Here is a 16,620-nt window from a genome sequence, read left to right on the forward strand (position 1 = left end):
GCACCACGAGGTCAAGCCGTCGCGGGTGACTTGGTGCGCCGCGCCGGCAGACCGATCACCACCGCCGACACCAGCACGATCCCGGCACCGAGCAGCTGCGGCCAGGCGAGGTGCTCGTCGAGGACCAGCACGCCCAGCAGCACGGACACGACGGGGATCAGGTAGGTCACCGTGGTGCTCACGGTCGCGCCGGCACCACGCACGACGTCGAACTGGAGCATGTAGGCCAGCCCGGTGCCGACGACGCCCAGGGCGAGGACGCAGAGCAGCGGCAGCAGGGCCCCGCCGCCGTCGAGATCGGTGTGCCCGCTCCACGGCGCGGCGTGGACGTCGCGGGTCAGCAGCCACCAGACGAGCATGACCGGAACCATGAGCACCGAGCCGACCAGGAGCAGCGCCGTCGGCATCGAGAGCCCGCCGAGGTCGGCGGCGCCGAGGAACCGCCGGTTGTAGGTCCAGCCCAGCCCGTAGCTCGCGCCCGCGACCAGGGTCATGCCGAACCCGAGCAGGTCGGGGCGACCCGCCGACTCCCAGGGCTGCATGATGACGACGACCCCGGCGAAGCCGATGAGCACGGCGGCCAGCTTGCGCGGCGAGAGCCGGTCGGACGGCAGGAGCACCAGGGCGAAGAGCACGGCCACAAGTGGGGTCGTGGCGTTGCCGATCCCCGCGAGGGCCGAGGAGACCCGCTCCTCACCGGCCGCGAACAGGCTGAACGGGAGGGCCGTCAGGAAGACGCCCGAGACGGTCAGGTGGGCCCAGGTGCGGCGCTCCCGCGGCAGGCGGCCACCGGTGAGCGCGAGCAGCGCGACCAGCGTCGCGGTGCCCGCGAAGATCCGCAGCCCGGAGATCTGCAGGGGCGCCATGGTGCGCAGCCCGACCTTCATGAGCAGGAAGCTCGAGCCCCAGATGAAGGCGAGCAGGACGTACTTGGCCTGCCAGGGCACCCGGGTCGCCGGCGCGCCGGGCAGTACGGCCTGGCCAGTGGCGGTGGGCGCGGCGGCAGTGACGGAGGAGCTGGCGGCGACTCTGTTGCTCATGCTGGACACGGGTGGGTCAACTCTCGGCTCGCTGCGACCATTCCGCGGCCACGTCGACCGCTGACTGTAGAACGCGCCGGGCCCCCTCGGGTGTGAGTCCGGGCAGGCCGCAGGCGGGCGTGGCGGTGATGTCGGCCAGGCCCTGGGGCGACATCCCGGCGTCGCTCCACCCCCGGACCACGAGGTCGGTGGCCCCGCGCACGGTGCCGCTGCCGTCGGTGGGCAGGCACCCGGCATACAGCTGCACACCGGCCTCGACGGTGGCCGCGATCGACTCCCAGCGGGCGGGGCCCAGGGCGGTGACGTCGAGCGCCACCGCACCGACGCCCGTGGCCCGCAGGAGCGGCAGCGGTATGGCGGGGTCACAGCAGTGCACGACCGTCACCGCTCCCTCGGGCGCGGCGGCGAGGACGTCCCGGAGGCCGTTCATGGCGGTCTGGGGGTCGACGGCACGCAGGTGGCCGTAGCCCGATGCGGTGGGCAGCCGCCCGGCGAGGACAGCGGGCAGGGACGGCTCGTCGACCTGCACGACGAGAGAGGCCCCCGGGACCAGGCGCTGCACCTCGGCCACGTGGCGGCGCACCCCCTCGGCCAGCGACCCGACGAGGTCGCGCAGGGCTCCCTGGTCGGCGACGGCCTTGTCGCCGCGGTTGAGCTCGATGCCGGCCGCGAGGGTCCACGGGCCCGTCACCTGCACCTTGAGGTCGCCGGTGTAACCGTCGAACGCCTCGGCGAGCTCGTCGAGGTCCTCGTGCCAGAAGGCCGAGGTGCGGGCGGAGTCGCGTCCGGGGCGGTCGACGAACCGCCACCCGCCGGGCTGGAGGTCGACGTGGAGGTCGACGAGCAGGGCGGCGGTGCGACCGACCATGTCGGCGCCGGGGCCGCGGGCGGGCAGCTCGGGCAGGAACGGCAGGTGGCCGTCACCGAGGAGGTCGCGGACGACCCGAAGGGACTCGCGGATGTCGGTGCCGGGCAGGGATCCGATGCCAGTTGCGCGAGCCACGTCCCGAGCGTAGCCAGTGGCACCGACAGGTCGTCAGCCGAGGTGCTCGGCCACGAGTCGCCGCGGGGCCACGCAGCGCCAGGCATCCTCGACGACCTGCTCGACCCGCGCCCAGTCCACGTCGGGGACGTCGACCCAGACGCCGACCCAGCCGCGGGTGCCGACGTACGGTGGCCGGAAGTAGCGCTCCGGCGCGTCGGCCACGAGCTGCGCCTGCGCCCCGTCGGGTGCTGCCGCCCAGAAGGCGACCCTGTCGTCGTGGTGGTGGTCGGCGCACATCACGAACGACCTGCGCCCACCGGCGAACCACGTCGCCTCGCCGTGCGAGAGGCGTTCCTCGGTGCCCGGGAAGGAGAGGCAGAGCGCCCGCACGCGGGCCAGGGGCGACCCGTCACGAATCTCCCTGTCCGGCAAGGGGATCAGCGCTCGAGCCAGCTCGACGCGATGGTGGCCGAGCCGACCACGCGTGTCCCGTCGTAGAGCACCACGGACTGGCCGGGGGCCACGCCACGCAGCCGCGAGGACAGTCGGACCTCGACGTCGTCGCCGCTCGCCCACGCGGTGGCAGGGACCTCCTCGCCGTGGGCCCTCACCTGAGCCCCCACCGCGACGACGCCTTCGGGCGGCTCGCCGCACCAGCGGGCGTGGTCGCCGCGAATCGCGTTGACCCCCAACAGGTCTGACGTGCCGATCGTGACCCGGTTGCGGGACGCGTCGACGTCCACGACGTACCGCGGGGAGCCGTCGAGCGAGGAGCGGTCCAGTCCGAGTCCCCGTCGCTGGCCGACCGTGTAGGCGTAGGCGCCCGTGTGGGCGCCCACGACCTCGCCGGACTCGGCGTCGACGATGTCACCGGGCTGCTCCCCCAGCCGTTCGGCGAGCCACCCCTTGGTGTCGCCGTCGGCGATGAAGCAGATGTCATAGGAGTCGGGCTTGCTCGCGACGTAGAACCCGCGCTCGCGCGCCTCGTCGCGGATCTGCGGCTTGGTCGTGTCGCCCAGCGGGAAGAAGGCCCGCGCGAGCTGGTCCGTGTCCAGGACCCCGAGGACGTAGGACTGGTCCTTGGCGCTGTCGACCGCGCGGTGCAGCTCGCGGGCGCCGTCGCCGCGCTCGACCACCTGCGCGTAGTGACCGGTCGCGACGGCGTCGAAGCCGAGCGCGAGCGCCTTGTCGAGCAGCGCCGAGAACTTGATCTTCTCGTTGCAGCGCAGGCACGGGTTGGGGGTGCGGCCCGCGCGGTACTCGGCGACGAAGTCATCCATCACGTCGGCCCGGAACCGAGCCGCCATGTCCCAGACATAGAACGGGATGCCGAGCATGTCCGCAACGCGTCGGGCGTCGCCGGCGTCCTCGATCGTGCAGCAACCTCGGGCCGACTCGCGCAATGTGGCCGCACTCTGCGACAGGGCCAGGTGCACCCCGACGACCTCGTGTCCCGCGTCGACCATGCGACCCGCCGCGACCGCGGAGTCGACCCCGCCGGACATCGCTGCGACGACGCGCATCAGCCCGTCCACCCGCTGGCCCGCCGCGCCCGCTCGATCGCCGCCGGCAGCGCCCCGAGGACCGCGTCGACGTCGGCGTCGGTCGAGGTGTGGCCCAGAGTGAGCCGCAGGGCACCGCGGGCCGAGGCCTCCGGGATGCCCATGGCGAGGAGCACGTGGGACGGCTGCGGCACCCCGGCCTGGCACGCGGAGCCGGTGGAGCACTCGACGCCTGCGGCGTCGAGGAGATAGAGCAGCGAGTCCCCCTCGCACCCGGGCACGAGCAGGTGGGCGTTGCCGGGCAGCCGCCGTATGCCGTCGCCGGCCTCCCACGCGCCAGTCACCGTGATGTCGTAGCCGAGGTCGAGCGCGGAGCGGATGAGCCTGTCGCGCAGGGCGGTCAGCCGCACCGTCTCGGACTCGAGCGTGCGGACGGACTCCTCGACCGCGACCGCGAAGGCGCGTACGGCCGGGACGTCGAGCGTCCCGCTGCGGACCTGGCGCTCCTGACCGCCACCGAAGCTGAGCGGCACCAGCACGGCGTCACGGCGGACGAACAGGGCTCCGACGCCGAGCGGTCCGCCCACCTTGTGGGCGGTGACCGTCATCAGGTCGGCGCCCGAGGCGGTGAAGTCGACGGGCAGGTGGCCCGCGGCCTGCACGGCGTCGGTGTGGAACGGGATGCCGAACTCGTGGGCCACGGCCGCGAGCTCGGCCACGGGCTGCACCGTCCCGACCTCGTTGTTGGCCCACATCACGCTCACGAGGGCGACCGAGTCGGGGTCCTCCTCGATCGCGGCCCGGACCGCCGCAACACCCACGACGCCGGCCGCGTCGGGTTCGACCCAGCTGACCTTGGCGCCCTCGTGGGTGACCAGGTGCTCCACGCAGTCGAGGACCGCGTGGTGCTCGATCGCGCTCACGACGATCCGCACGCGGGCCGGGTCCGACTCGCGGCGGGCGAAGAAGGTGCCGGCGACGGCGAGGTTGTCGGACTCGGTGCCGCCCGAGGTGAAGACCACCTCGGACGGGCGTGCGCCGAGGGCCTTGGCCAGCCGCTCGCGGGCCTCCTCGACGACGCGGCGAGCCATGCGGCCGGAGGTGTGCAGCGAGGACGCGTTGCCCGTGACCGCGAGTTGCTCGGTCATCGCCGCGATCGCCGATGGGAGCATCGGCGTGGTGGCGGCGTGGTCGAGGTAGGCGGTCACCCGGAAAGTTTACGCGTCCACTACTCAACCTTCAGTGTCAGTGTGGCGTTGGGTACGTCAGCGACCGCACGGCTGGCGCGGCGACGGAGTCCATGAGCAGGTGACGTCAGGGAGGGGGCACGGTGCGCACGAAGGACGAAGACGCGTTCGAGTGGTTCGCCAGTCGGGTGCTGCCGCGCCTGTTGCGGACGGCATGGCTGCTCACCGGTGACGCCGGGCAGGCCGAGGACGCAGCGCAGGAGGCGCTCGTGCGGCTCTACGGCGTGTGGCCGAGGGTTCGGTACGAGGAGCCGGAGCCGTACGTCCTGCGCATCCTGCGCAACGTCGTGGTCAGCACCTGGCGCAAGGACCGCCGGCTCGTGCTCGTCGAGGAGGTGCGTGAGGGAGGCTCGGCGACGCCCACCGCCGACCGTGGCGGTACGGCCGGCGCCGTGGCGGACCGCCTGGACCTCGTCCGCGCCCTGCAGTCGCTGCCCGCCCGTGAGCGCGAGGTCGTGGTCCTGCGGCACTACGCGGACCTGTCCGAACGCGCTGTCGCCGAGGCCCTGGGGGTGTCCGTGGGCACGGTGAAGAGCTCGTCGTCCCGGGGCCTCGAGCGGCTCCGCACCCTCATGTCCGACCAGGGAGAAGCCCATGTCCGGTGACCTCGACGTCCTCGAGCTGCTGCGCACCGAGGCTGCCCCCACGATGCACGTCGACCTCGACGCCGTCCTCGCCGAGGGCCGGCGCAGGCAGAACCGCCGCACCGCGCGGTGGCTGGCGGCGGGAGCTGCGGCTGCCGCTGCGGCCGCGGTGGTGGCTGTCGTGGTCGCGCAGTCCCCCACCGACGGGCGCACCGCGCCCCCGGCCGGCAGCTCCACGCGGGGCGGCAGCGGGGTCACTACCGGCCCCGTCCAGACCCACGACCCGCGGGTCACGTGGCAGCCGAACCAGCCGGACCTGTCCGGCTCCGCGACGCTCACCGCTCCCGGCGGGTCGTATGCCGTCACCGTCGCCGACGGCGTGCTGTCGGTGGTCGTCACCCGCGACGGTGCAGAGGCCGAGCCGGCGAAGGCCGCGTTGCACGTCGCAGGCGCGGCGTGGCGGGTCGTCGACGGGACCGCCGGATCCCGTGTCGTGGTCGGGGTGGCCCCGGCTGGCGCCACCCAGATCACGTACCTCCCCGTGGCTGGTGAGGCCGTCCGACCGCACCAGGTGAGCACCGCGCCCGCCGGTGACTTCACGGCATACCTGCTCACGTTCACCGATCCGCCGCCCACGGCCACGGTCGCCGCCGACGTGGGCTGGCGGTTCCCCGGCGACACCACCACCCGCTGGACCCTGGTCATCGAGGGGCAACAGCCGGACTCCGTCGGGCTCGGGGTGAGCATGGCGGGCGAGGCGGCCACGCCGCTGACACCCGACGGCTTCACCCGGACGGGGCCACCGACCGGGGCCACGGCGGCCGAGAGCGTCGTCGTGCAGATCCTGAGGGACAGCGCCCGTGTGGGCACCCCGGTCCTGGCACAGCTGCAGGCCGACGTGGTCGTCACGGACCCCGGGGGCCTGGTGGCGACGCTGTCCGGGGCCGACCCCGAGACGGCCATCGGCTACGGCACCTTCCAGGTCAAGGGCGGCCCCACCATCCTCTGGGGGGTGCTGCCCCTCGGCGCGACCAGCGTGACCCCGCACCTCGAGGGCGGCGCCAGGGCAGGCGTCCCCGTCATGCAGGTCATGAGCAGCGGCGGCACGGCGTTCGCCGTCATGGTGCAGGGGACCCCCGACCAGGTGACCGGGCTCGACGCCACCCTCGGGGGAGGCCGCGGCAGCATCGGCGTCCTCCAGTAGCCCGAGCCCGGGACAGAGCCGCCGGACCGCCCCACGGCGCCCCGCCACGCCTGAATCCTGACCATTCCCTTACCAACCCCCGCGTAACCGGTGCTGCCACCTGTCGTTGTGCAGGTCACACGGGTCGTCGCCGACGGCCCCCGTTTCGAGCCGGGGAACTGGAAGGGAAGACATGCGAACCGTGAAGAGAAACCGGGTCGCGATGATTGCCGGGGCCGCCACCGCCGCCCTTGCGACCGTCGCACTCGCCACCCCCGCGTCAGCAGGCCTGCTGCCGACCGGCAAGACCCTCGCGCCCGTGCAGCCATGGCTGAGCCAGCAGCTGAGCGTCCTCAAGGTGGCCACTCCCACGACCGTCCTCGTGCACGGCACCGACACCGCGGCTGCCAGCAAGGCAGTCTCCGCGGCAGGCCTGACGAAGGTCACGACGTTCGACAAGATCGGCGTCGTCGTCGCGACCGGTCTGCCCGCCCAGGTCCAGGCCGTGCGCGCCCAGCCCGGTGTCACGTACGTCGAGGGCAACGCCCCCATCACGATGCTCCTCTCCACCTCGAACAAGGCGACCCGTGGCGACGAGGCCCGCTCCACCCTCACCGGCGCCGACGGCACCTCGCTGGACGGCAAAGGCGTCAGCGTCGCGGTCATCGACTCCGGCGTCGACCCGACCCACCCCTTCCTGCAGAACGCGAACGGCACCAGCGCCGTCGTCAAGAACCTCAAGATGGTGTGCGAGCCGCTGACCGAGGCCACCTGCGCCCCGGTCGACGCCGGCTCAGCCGACACCGACCTCGTGTCCGGCGGCGGTCACGGCATGCACGTCAACGGCATCGTCGCCGGGCGCGACGTCACCCTCTCCGACGGCACGAAGATGCACGGTGCCGCGCCCGGGTCGAGCCTGGTGAGCATCAGCACCGGCGCCGTCCTGTTCATCATCGGTGCCGACGCAGCACTCAACTGGGTGCTCGAGCACCACGCCGCTCCCTGTGGCGCCGGCGTCCCGGCAAGCACCTGCCCGCCGATCAAGGTGACGAGCAACTCCTACGGACCCAGCGGTGGCGGGTCCCTCGACCCGAACTCCGCGACGGTCAAGCTGCAGCGCGCACTCGTCAAGGAGGGCGTGGTGACGGTCTGGGCCAACGGCAACGACGGTGGCGACGGCTCCGAGTCGCTGTCCAACCCCCCGGGCATGGACCCGACCCCCGGCATCATCTCGGTCGCGTCCTACTTCGACCAGGACACCGGCACCCGTGACGGGACGGTCTCGGACTTCTCGAGCCGTGGCAAGCGTGGCGTGCTCTCGACCTACCCGGACATCTCGGCGCCCGGCGAGAACATCACCAGCTCGTGCCGCGTCTACCTGCCGATCTGCTCGACGGGTCTCGACCCGCAGGAGGGTGGCGACTACAACACCATCAGCGGCACGTCGATGGCCACGCCGCACATCTCGGGCATCGTCGCGCAGCTGTTCCAGGCCAACCCGTCCGCGACCCCGGCCCAGATCGAGGCCGCGCTCGAGACGACGGCCTACAAGTACACCAACGGTGCCGCCTACGAGGGCGGCGACCCCAACGGCACCACCAGCTTCGACAAGGGCCACGGCCTGGTCGACGTCGTGGCTGCCGCCAACGCCATCCGCTGAGCAGCCCAGCGGACTGGACGCGACGTCCCGGACCCGTGAGGGGGTTCCGGGGCGTCGTCGTGTCAGGACTGCGGGTTTGCCGCCCGACGCACGAGCGCCCCGGACCAGAAATGGTCCGGGGCGCTCGTTGCGGGTACCGCTGGTGTCAGCCCTTGGCCGCCTTGACCGCCTCGGTGGCCTGCGGGAGGACGGTGAACAGGTCTCCCACGACCCCGAAGTCGACGAGCTCGAAGATCGGGGCCTCCTCGTCCTTGTTGATCGCGACGATCGTCTTGGACGTCTGCATGCCGGCGCGGTGCTGGATGGCACCGGAGATGCCACACGCGACGTACAGCTGCGGCGACACCTGCTTGCCGGTCTGGCCGACCTGCGAGGTGTGCGGGTACCAACCGGCGTCGACGGCGGCACGCGAGGCGCCCACCGCAGCACCGAGGGAGTCGGCGAAGTCCTCGACCTTGGAGAAGTCGCCGCCAGTGCCACGACCACCGGACACCACGATCGCGGCCTCGGTGAGCTCCGGACGGCCGGTGGCCTCCTTGGGCTTGGACTCGGTGACCTTGGCGCCCTTGGCACCCTCGGAGATGGTCGGCTCGAACACCTCGTCGGCAGCCGCACCAGCAGCCTCCTCGGGGGCCGCCGAGTTGGGCTTGACGGTCACGACAGGGGTGCCCTTGGTGACCGTCGACTTCACGCTGTACGACCCGGCGAAGACGGACTGGGTGGTGGACACGCCACCGCCCTCACCCGCCTGCACGTCGACGGCGTCGGTGATCAGGCCCGACCCGGTCTTGATCGCCAGCCGTGCCGCGATCTCCTTGCCGGCCGAGTTGCTCGGGATGAGCACGGCAGCGGCAGAGGTCTTCTCGACGAGCTGCGCGAGCAGCTCGGCCTGCGGGGCCACGAGGTAGTCGGTGACGTCGGCGTCCTCGACGCGGTAGACCTTCTCCGCGCCGTACCTGGCCAGCGTCTCCTTGGCTGCGTCGAACCCGCTGCCGACGAAGACGGCGCTGGGCTCGCCGAGGCGGCGGGCGATGGTGAGCAGTTCGGACGTGGTCTTGCGAACGGTGCCGTTCGCGTGGTCGACCAGAACAAGTACTTCAGCCATGAGTGTGGTTCCTCTTTCTGTTGGTCCTACGCAGCGGTTCTCGCCGGCTCAGATGAACTTCTGCGCGGACAGGAACTCCGCGAGCTTGGTGCCGCCGTCGCCCTCGTCGGTGACGATCTGGCCCTGCTCGCGCGGGGGACGCTTGGTGAACGACTCGACCTTGGTCCAGGCGGCGTCGAGGCCGACCTGGGAGGCGTCGACGCCGAGGTCGGCGAGCGCCCACTGCTCGACCGGCTTCTTCTTCGCGGCCATGATCCCCTTGAACGAGGGGTAGCGCGGCTCGTTGATCTGGTCGGTCACCGACACGAGCGCAGGCAGGCTGGCGACGATGGTCTCGGACGCGGCGTCGCCGTCGCGGCGGGCCGTGACGGTGCCTCCCTCGACGGTCAGCTCGGAGGCGAAGGTCACCTGGGGCAGGCCGAGGCGCTCGGCCAGCATCGCCGGGACGACGCTCATCGTGCCGTCGGTGGACGCCATGCCGGTGATCACGAGGTCGGGGGTGCCGACCTTCTTGATCGCCTCGGCGAGGACCAGCGAGGTCGCCACGGCGTCGGAGCCGTGGATCGCGTCGTCCTTGACGTGGACCGCCTTGTCGGCGCCCATCTGGAGGGCCTTCTTCAGTGCGTCGGCAGCCTGGTCGGGGCCGATGGTCACGACGGTGACCTCGCCCTCGCCCGCCTCGACGATCTTCAGGGCCTCCTCGACGGCGTACTCGTCGAGCTCGGACAGCAGGCCGTCAACGCCCACCCGGTCGGTGGTGTTGTCGGACTCGTTGAACGTGCGGTCGGACTGTGCGTCCGGCACGTACTTCACGCAGACGACGATATTCATGTGCTGATCGTCCCCTTCTTGGAATCATTGCCATGGGTCGGAATGGGGTCAGGTGCCATCCTTACAGCCCGCCCCTCGAATCGACATGCCGCCTGTGCGTGACGCTCACCACGGGGGCGCCGAGTTCTGCACGGCCGACCCGCAGGAGGTGACGGTGCCCACACCGCTGACCATCACGGGTGAGCGCACGGTCCCCGGGGTCGCAGCCGAGAACTACTGGTTCCGTCGCCACGAGGCCGGGTATGCCGCCGTGCCCGGCTGGGTCCCCACGTCGCCCCGGGTCGTCCTCGACGCCGGCTGTGGCGAGGGGTATGCCGCGGAGCTGCTCCGCGGCGCCTGGCCCGGCGTGCGCGTGGTCGGCGTCGACTACGACGCGGTCACCGCGGCGCACGCCGCGCGGGTCCACGGCGGTGCCCACGCGGCATACCTGCGGGGTGCCCTGACGGCGCTGCCGCTCGGCGACGGGACCGCGGACGTGACGGTGTCGCTCCAGGTCCTGGAGCACATCTGGACCCCGGGCGACTACGTGCGCGAGCTGGCGCGGGTCACCCGTCCCGGCGGCACCGTCGTGCTGTCGACACCGAACCGGCTGACCTTCTCGCCCGGCCTGGAGCGGCGGGAGCGGCCGTCGAACCTCTACCACTGCCGCGAGTACGACGCCGACGAGCTGACCACCGAGCTGGGCCACTGGCTGCCCGGTGCCGACGTCACCGTGGTCGGGCTGGGTCACGGGCCGCGGCTGCGCGAATGGGAGGCGGCTCACGGCTCGGTCGTGGCTGCCCAACAGGACCATGAAGCGGACTCGTGGGGTGAGGGCCTGCAGGCGCTGGTCGCTGACCTGACGGCCGACGACTTCGAGCTCGGGCCCGCCGACGACGCCTGCCTCGACCTGTTCGCCGTCGTGGCGCTCCGGACCTGAACGGCGGGTCAGCCGTCGTCGACCGCCCGCCGGCCGGACTTGAGCTGGCCGCGGCGCTTCTTCTCCTCGATGCGTCGGCGCTGGGACCCCTTGGTCGGCTTCGTGGGGCGGCGGCTGGGCGGGTCGGGGGCGACGGCCTCACGGAGCAGGGCGACGAGGCGCTGGCGGGCAGCCACGCGGTTCTGCCGCTGGGCCCGGTGCTCCGACGCGACCACGAGGACCCTGCCCCCGACCAGGCTCGGGGCGAGCCGGTCGAGCAGACGGGCCCGCGCTGCCTCGGGCAGCGCGGCGACCGCGCGCGACGTGGCCGGGTCGAAGTCCAGCTCGACGCGGCTGTCTGTCGTGTTGACGCCCTGGCCACCCGGACCCGACGCGCGCGAGAACCGCTCGACCAGCTCCCCGGCGTCGATGACCATCCCCCGCGGCAGGCCGGGACCCGGAGGGACGGCCAGCGCCGCGCCGGGCTGCGGCCGTCCGGCCTGGGGTGTGGGCACGGGTCCACTCCACCACAGGTGCTCGTTCCAGGTCCGCCGTCTGGGGCGGCTGTCGGTGCCTGGTCGTAGCGTCGGTCCGTGAGCAGTGGCCAGCCCCTGGCACCGGACCTCGCCCCCGAGCTCGTCGCCCGCGTCGGCGCGATCTGCCTCGCTCTGCCCGAGGCCCACGAGCAGGACGCCTGGATCGGCGTCCGGTGGCGCATCCGGCAGCGCACCTTCTGCCACCTGGCCCACATCGACCCTCGCGGTCGCTCTGTCGTGGGTCGTTGGCTGCAGGGGTCCGACCCCGTCGACGCCATGACCTTCCGGTCCCGCGGCGACGAGCTCGCGGCCCTCGTGGCGACGGGCTACCCGTTCTACAAGCCGGACTGGAACCCCAAGGTCGTCGGACTGGTCCTGACGCCACTGACCGACTGGGACGAGGTGACCGAGCTGCTCACCGAGAGCTATGCGTTGATGGCACCCCAGCGCCTGGCGCGCCTCGTGTCGCCGCCTGCCTGACGCCGCCCTGACCGCCCCCTGACCGCCCTCCCTGACCGCTCCCGGCCCCGCTCCCCCGACCGCTCCATGCCGGCTCCCTGCTCGTCATCCCCGGGTGCGGCAGACTGACGGCTTGTGACTTCTCGCGTCCCGGGCGCCTTCTGCCTGGTCCTGCACTCGCACCTGCCGTGGCTGCCCGGTCATGGGGTGTGGCCACTGGGCGAGGAGTGGCTGTTCCAGGCGTGGGTCGAGTCGTACGTCCCCCTCGTCGCGGAGCTCGACGCCCTGGCCGCCGAGGGCCACCGGGACGTGCTCACGCTCGGGGTGACCCCGGTGCTGGCGGCCCAGCTCGACCACTCCCGGATGCGCCGCGACACCGCCACGTGGGCGGGGCTCTGGGGGATGCGCGCCCGCGAGATGGGTTTCGACGCCGACCCGCACCGACGGGCCGTGGCGACGCAGGAGTATGCCGCAGCGGCACGTGCCGCACGCCTGCTCGACTCGCGGTGGCGCGGGGGTGGGTCGCCGGTGCTGCGGGGACTGCGCGACCAGGGCGTCGTCGAGCTCCTCGGGGGTCCGAGCGCCCACCCGTTCCTGCCGCTGCTCCTGCCCGAGGTGTCCGACCTTGCGCTGCGGACTGGGCTGGCCGACAGCGCGTGGCGGCTCGGCGCCGCCCCCCGGGGGATCTGGTCGCCGGAGTGCGGGTGGCACCCGTCGCTGGCCACATCGTTCGGGCAGGCCGGGGTGGGTCACTTCGTGGTCGACGAGCAGACCGTGCGCGACGCCGGCGGCCACCCGCACGCAGCGTGGCGCGTGGCCGGCAGCGAGGTCGTGGCCGTCCCCCGCAACCTCGAGGTCACCAACCTCATCTGGTCGTCGCGCAGCGGCTACCCGGCGTCCCCCGCCTATCGCGACTTCCACGCCCGCGAGGAGTTCACCGGCATCCGGCTGTGGGCGATCACCGAGCACGACGTGTCCGTCGACCGCAAACGCCCCTACGACCCGGCCGAGGCGTCGGCCCAGGTGGACCACGACGTGGCGCACTTCGTCGCGGCCGTCCGCGACCAGCTGCTGCACGCCCACGAGGTGCGCGGCGAGGCTGGCCTGGTCGTCGCGGCATACGACACCGAGCTGTTCGGGCACTGGTGGCACGAGGGGCCGCTCTTTCTGGGCCGGGCGATCCGGGCACTGCGACGGGCCGGCGTCACCGTGACCACGCTCGAGAAGGCGGTCGAGGACGGGCACGTCGGTGGCGACCTCGAGCTCGGGCCGGGCTCCTGGGGAGCGGGCAAGGACTACTCGGTCTGGGACGGCCCCGCCGTGCGCCAGATCGCGCACGAGAACGAGTGGCTGCAACGGCGCTGGCTCGACGTCGTGGCACGCGAACGTGGTGCGGGGCGCCTTGGGACCCGGCGCCCGGACCTCGACCAGCTGCTGCAGACGCTGTGGCACGCCCTGTCGAGCGACTGGGCCTTCCTCGTGACGCGAGGGCAGTCGGTCGACTACGCACGCCGCCGGGCCGAGGAGCACCGGCGCAACTTCCACGTGCTGGCGCAACTGGTCCAGGACGGGCGTCGAGACGCGGCGTTGGAGGAGGCACGTCGACAGGCGTTGCAGGACAACGCCTTTCCAGCACTGGACGCCCGCCTCGCCTGAGCGGTCACCCGCTGCTCACTCCCGGGTCTTGACGACCTTGCCCGGAACGCCCGCGACGACCGACCGGGGCGGGTACTCGCCGCGCGCGACGGCCAGGGCTGCGACGACACTCTGCGACCCGATGTCGGTGCCTCGCGTCACGACGACCTTGGTGCCGAGCCAGACGTCGTCCCCGATCCGCACCGGGGTCTTCACGATGCCCTGGTCCTTGATCGGCACGTCGAGCGAGGTCGTGACGTGGTCGAAGTCGCAGATGTAGACGTCGTCACCGAACAGGCACGCCGAGCCGACCGAGATGTCGAGCCAGCAGTTGATCGTGTTGCGGATGCCGATGACTGACTTCGCGCCGATGCGCAGCGTGCCCTCGTGGGCCCGCACCCGGGCATGCGCGCCGAAGTGCGTGTAGGCGCCGATCACGAGCCGCGCGTAGCCGTCGCGGACCTCGAAGCGGACGTCCGGACCGATGAAGCACGGCCCCTCGAACCGCAGCGCCGGGTAGCGGGCGCTGGCCCGGGCCATCCGCAGGTAGCTGAGCAGGTGGTGGCGGGTGAAGGCCCGGTTGCGCAGCGCCCAGCCGACCCACCGGGCCCAGGCGACGGGACGCGGCAGCCCCCACGGCCCGTGCTCGCCGTGGTCGGTGGGCGCCATGTCGGCGTTGGCGGCAGACGTCACCGCTGGCTCACTCCCCTGCTGCCCTCAGCCGGTCTTCACACCGGTGATGCCGACGTTGTAGAAGAACCGGGCCGGGACGACCCGCGCGAGGACGCGGTCGACGGCCGAGAGACGCTGCCAAGACCCGTACGCGAACATCGCCCAGCCCCAGCCCAGCGCGCCCGGCTTCACCGCGGCCTCGAAGGTCCGCACCGGCCACCCGAGGAAGGCAGCGGTCAGCTCCTCGGTCCGGGTGCGCACGTCCACGGCCCCGGCGCGCTCGGCCATCGCGGCGAGCTCGCGGGGGTCGAAGGTGTGCAGGTCGACGACGGCCTCGAGCGCAGCGGCGCGCGACGACTCGTCGAGCTCCTCCTGCGCCTTGGCCCACTCGTCGCGCAGCGGCGGCAGGTGGGTGAGGGTCGTGGCCGCCTTCCAGGTGACCCGGCCGAGGCGACGGGCGTACCAGTCGCCGATCCGGGTCGGCTCCCCGGCGATGACGAAGCGACCACCGGGTTTGAGCACCCTCAGCATCTCGGCGAAGGCCGCCTCGACGTCAGGGATGTGGTGGATGACAGCGTGGCCCACGACGACGTCGAAGGTGTTGTCGTCATAGGGAATTCGTTCTGCGTCCGCCACCCGGCCCTCGACGGTGTAGCCGAGGGACTCCGCGTTGGCCTTGGCCGCCTCCACCATGCCCGGCGACAGGTCGGTGACGTGCACCTCGTCGAGGATCCCGGCCTGCTTGAGGTTGAGCGAGAAGAAGCCGGTGCCCGCGCCGAGCTCGAGCGCCGTGCCGTAGGGCAGCGGATCCGGAGTGCCGGTGATCGCCTCGAACCGGTCCCGCGCGTAGTCGATGCAGCGGCTGTCGAAGGAGATCGACCACTTGCCGTCGTAGGTCTGCGCCTCCCAGTCGTGGTAGAGCACCTGGGCGAGCTTGTTGTCGGCGAAGGCCGCCGTGACCTGCTCGGCGGTCGCAGGGGTGGTGGCCATCGCTCAGGCGCCCTCGAACTTCGCCTTGCCGGGGCCGTTCTCGACGAACGACTTCATGCCGATCTCGCGGTCGCGCGTGGCGAAGAGGGCCGCGAACTGCGCACGCTCCATGTCCAGCGCGGTGTCGAGGTCGACCTCGAGCCCACGGTCGATGACCTCCTTGGCGGCGCGCAGAGCGTAGGCCGGCCCGCCGACGTACGCCTGCATGCGGCGCCGCGCGGCGGCATACACGTCCTCGGCCTCGACCACCTCGTCGACGAGCCCGATCGCGAGCGCCTCGTCTGCGGAGACGAACCGGCCGGAGAAGATGAGGTCCTTGGCCTTGGCCGGGCCGACCAGGCGCGCAAGGCGCTGGGTGCCACCGGCACCGGGGATGACTCCCAGGAGGATCTCGGGCTGACCGAGCTTGGCGTTCTTGGCGGCGATCCTGAAGTCGCACGCCAGCGCGACCTCGCACCCGCCGCCGAGCGCGTAGCCGGTGATGGCCGCGACCGTCGGCTTGGGGATGCGGGCGATCGCCCGGGTGAAGTCCTGGAGCGTGCCGGCGTGGTCGGCCATGTCCGTGTAGGACATCTTCTCCATCTCCTTGATGTCCGCCCCGGCGGCGAAGACCTTCTCGCCTCCGTAGAGGATCACGGCGGAGACGTCGCGGCGCGAGGTGACCTCGGCGGCGGCCTCGCCCAGCGCGGTCTGGATCTCGGCGTTGAGCGCGTTCATGGGTGGCCGGTTGAGCAGGATCGTCGCGATCCCACCGTCGACCTCGAGGCGCACCAGGTCGCTCACGCGGGGCCCCCGTCAGCAGGCGCGTCGGGCCCGGCGCCGCCCTCAGGGCCGCCGGCCCCGAGGATCCGCTCGTGCCACATCTGGACGCCGGCGAGCACGAGCTGCACGGAGACGGCCGTGAGCGCGTTGACGTCGGACTGCGGCGTGATGACGTGCTCGGCCGTGACGACCAGGGTGTCGTTGGCGAGGCCGGCCTTGACGATGTTGAGCTGCAGGGTGATCTCGTTGCAGGTCGCCAGGCGGGTCAGCGGGTCCGCGGGGACGGCGTCGCTGATGGCCCACTGGCCGAACAGGCGCATGATCTGGAAGTCGCCCTCGGTGCAGCGGACGAACAGCTGCTGGTCCTGGACCGTGAACGCCACGTCGCCGTCGCCGTCGATGTCGGGGCGCAGGCCCTGGTCGATGAGGGCGTCCAACACGCGTCCGCGCAGCGGGTGCTCGTCGGCGGGCGGCGGGAAGTTGGGCAACGAGGTGGGATCCGTCATGTGCCCAACCGTAACCACTGCCTAG

18 protein-coding genes are annotated in these 16,620 nt (G+C 72.3%); 6 read left to right on the forward strand and 12 right to left on the reverse strand.

Translation table 11 applies throughout. The annotated features are described in order from the left end of the window. Positions 1-11: 11 nt before the first annotated feature. From AC1DV7_RS03810 to AC1DV7_RS03830, 5 genes are read right to left on the reverse strand one after another with little or no spacing between them, the layout of a single operon-like run. Entirely contained in the window at positions 12-1,040 is a 1,029-nt protein-coding gene (locus AC1DV7_RS03810; RefSeq protein WP_477594743.1) for a DMT family transporter, read from the reverse strand. 16 nt (positions 1,041-1,056) lie between these two features. Beyond that, positions 1,057-2,043, reverse strand: coding sequence for a uroporphyrinogen decarboxylase/cobalamine-independent methonine synthase family protein (locus AC1DV7_RS03815; RefSeq protein WP_477594745.1), 987 nt, complete (start codon positions 2,041-2,043; stop codon positions 1,057-1,059). Positions 2,044-2,076: 33 nt separating this feature from the next. Next, positions 2,077-2,457 (reverse strand): MmcQ/YjbR family DNA-binding protein, encoded by a 381-nt coding sequence (locus AC1DV7_RS03820; RefSeq protein WP_477594747.1) that lies wholly within the window; start codon positions 2,455-2,457, stop codon positions 2,077-2,079. Positions 2,458-2,462: 5 nt separating this feature from the next. After that, positions 2,463-3,548 (reverse strand): tRNA 2-thiouridine(34) synthase MnmA, encoded by a 1,086-nt coding sequence (gene mnmA, locus AC1DV7_RS03825; protein WP_477594749.1) that lies wholly within the window; start codon positions 3,546-3,548, stop codon positions 2,463-2,465. Then, a complete protein-coding gene (locus AC1DV7_RS03830; RefSeq protein ID WP_477594751.1) occupies positions 3,548-4,735 on the reverse strand; it encodes a cysteine desulfurase family protein in 1,188 nt (395 codons plus the stop codon). The genes mnmA and AC1DV7_RS03830 overlap by 1 nt, the downstream gene beginning before the upstream one ends. A 122-nt stretch (positions 4,736-4,857) precedes the next feature. On the opposite strand from AC1DV7_RS03830, the gene AC1DV7_RS03835 reads away from it, so the two are divergent. The 3 genes from AC1DV7_RS03835 (at position 4,858) to AC1DV7_RS03845 (ending at position 8,201) form a co-directional block, all read left to right on the forward strand. Further along, positions 4,858-5,379: a SigE family RNA polymerase sigma factor gene (locus AC1DV7_RS03835; protein WP_477594753.1), complete on the forward strand. Its 522-nt coding sequence runs from the start codon at positions 4,858-4,860 to the stop codon at positions 5,377-5,379. Beyond that, a complete protein-coding gene (locus AC1DV7_RS03840) occupies positions 5,369-6,562 on the forward strand; it encodes a hypothetical protein (RefSeq protein ID WP_477594755.1) in 1,194 nt (397 codons plus the stop codon). Before AC1DV7_RS03835 ends, AC1DV7_RS03840 begins: the two co-directional genes overlap by 11 nt. A 172-nt stretch (positions 6,563-6,734) precedes the next feature. Continuing rightward, positions 6,735-8,201, forward strand: a complete 1,467-nt coding sequence (locus AC1DV7_RS03845; protein WP_477594757.1) for a S8 family peptidase — start codon at positions 6,735-6,737, stop codon at positions 8,199-8,201. Between the two features lie 145 nt (positions 8,202-8,346). Here the strand turns inward: AC1DV7_RS03845 and AC1DV7_RS03850 are convergent, their stop codons facing one another. Next, positions 8,347-9,306: an electron transfer flavoprotein subunit alpha/FixB family protein gene (locus tag AC1DV7_RS03850; RefSeq protein ID WP_477594758.1), complete on the reverse strand. Its 960-nt coding sequence runs from the start codon at positions 9,304-9,306 to the stop codon at positions 8,347-8,349. Between the two features lie 48 nt (positions 9,307-9,354). Then, positions 9,355-10,137 (reverse strand): electron transfer flavoprotein subunit beta/FixA family protein, encoded by a 783-nt coding sequence (locus AC1DV7_RS03855; RefSeq protein WP_477594762.1) that lies wholly within the window; start codon positions 10,135-10,137, stop codon positions 9,355-9,357. A 154-nt stretch (positions 10,138-10,291) separates the two neighbouring features. Here AC1DV7_RS03855 and AC1DV7_RS03860 point away from each other — a divergent pair, with 154 nt between their 5' ends. Continuing rightward, positions 10,292-11,056, forward strand: a complete 765-nt coding sequence (locus tag AC1DV7_RS03860; RefSeq protein WP_477594763.1) for a class I SAM-dependent methyltransferase — start codon at positions 10,292-10,294, stop codon at positions 11,054-11,056. A gap of 8 nt (positions 11,057-11,064) precedes the next feature. Here the strand turns inward: AC1DV7_RS03860 and arfB are convergent, their stop codons facing one another. Further along, complete coding sequence (arfB, locus tag AC1DV7_RS03865) at positions 11,065-11,472, reverse strand: alternative ribosome rescue aminoacyl-tRNA hydrolase ArfB (RefSeq protein ID WP_477594834.1); 408 nt, start codon at positions 11,470-11,472, stop codon at positions 11,065-11,067. A 156-nt stretch (positions 11,473-11,628) separates the two neighbouring features. Here arfB and AC1DV7_RS03870 point away from each other — a divergent pair, with 156 nt between their 5' ends. Both AC1DV7_RS03870 and AC1DV7_RS03875 read left to right on the forward strand, forming a co-directional pair. Continuing rightward, positions 11,629-12,051 carry an MmcQ/YjbR family DNA-binding protein gene (locus AC1DV7_RS03870; protein ID WP_477594765.1) on the forward strand — a complete coding sequence of 141 codons (423 nt, stop codon included), beginning with the start codon at positions 11,629-11,631 and terminating at the stop codon, positions 12,049-12,051. 114 nt (positions 12,052-12,165) lie between these two features. After that, positions 12,166-13,686, forward strand: a complete 1,521-nt coding sequence (locus AC1DV7_RS03875) for a 1,4-alpha-glucan branching protein domain-containing protein (protein WP_477594767.1) — start codon at positions 12,166-12,168, stop codon at positions 13,684-13,686. Between the two features lie 15 nt (positions 13,687-13,701). Here the strand turns inward: AC1DV7_RS03875 and AC1DV7_RS03880 are convergent, their stop codons facing one another. The 4 genes from AC1DV7_RS03880 to AC1DV7_RS03895 are packed head-to-tail and all read right to left on the reverse strand — an operon-like array spanning position 13,702 to position 16,595. Next, a complete protein-coding gene (locus tag AC1DV7_RS03880) occupies positions 13,702-14,358 on the reverse strand; it encodes an acyltransferase (RefSeq protein ID WP_477594769.1) in 657 nt (218 codons plus the stop codon). A 24-nt stretch (positions 14,359-14,382) separates the two neighbouring features. Beyond that, a complete protein-coding gene (locus AC1DV7_RS03885; protein ID WP_477594771.1) occupies positions 14,383-15,327 on the reverse strand; it encodes a methyltransferase domain-containing protein in 945 nt (314 codons plus the stop codon). A 3-nt stretch (positions 15,328-15,330) separates the two neighbouring features. Beyond that, the gene (locus AC1DV7_RS03890; protein WP_477594773.1) at positions 15,331-16,110 is read right to left on the reverse strand and encodes an enoyl-CoA hydratase/isomerase family protein; all 780 of its coding nucleotides are present in this window, start codon (positions 16,108-16,110) and stop codon (positions 15,331-15,333) included. Next, positions 16,107-16,595, reverse strand: a complete 489-nt coding sequence (locus AC1DV7_RS03895) for a hypothetical protein (protein WP_477594775.1) — start codon at positions 16,593-16,595, stop codon at positions 16,107-16,109. The genes AC1DV7_RS03890 and AC1DV7_RS03895 overlap by 4 nt, the downstream gene beginning before the upstream one ends. Positions 16,596-16,620 lie beyond the last annotated feature (25 nt).

The sequence above is a fragment of the Pedococcus sp. P2_E4 genome (assembly GCF_056403935.1).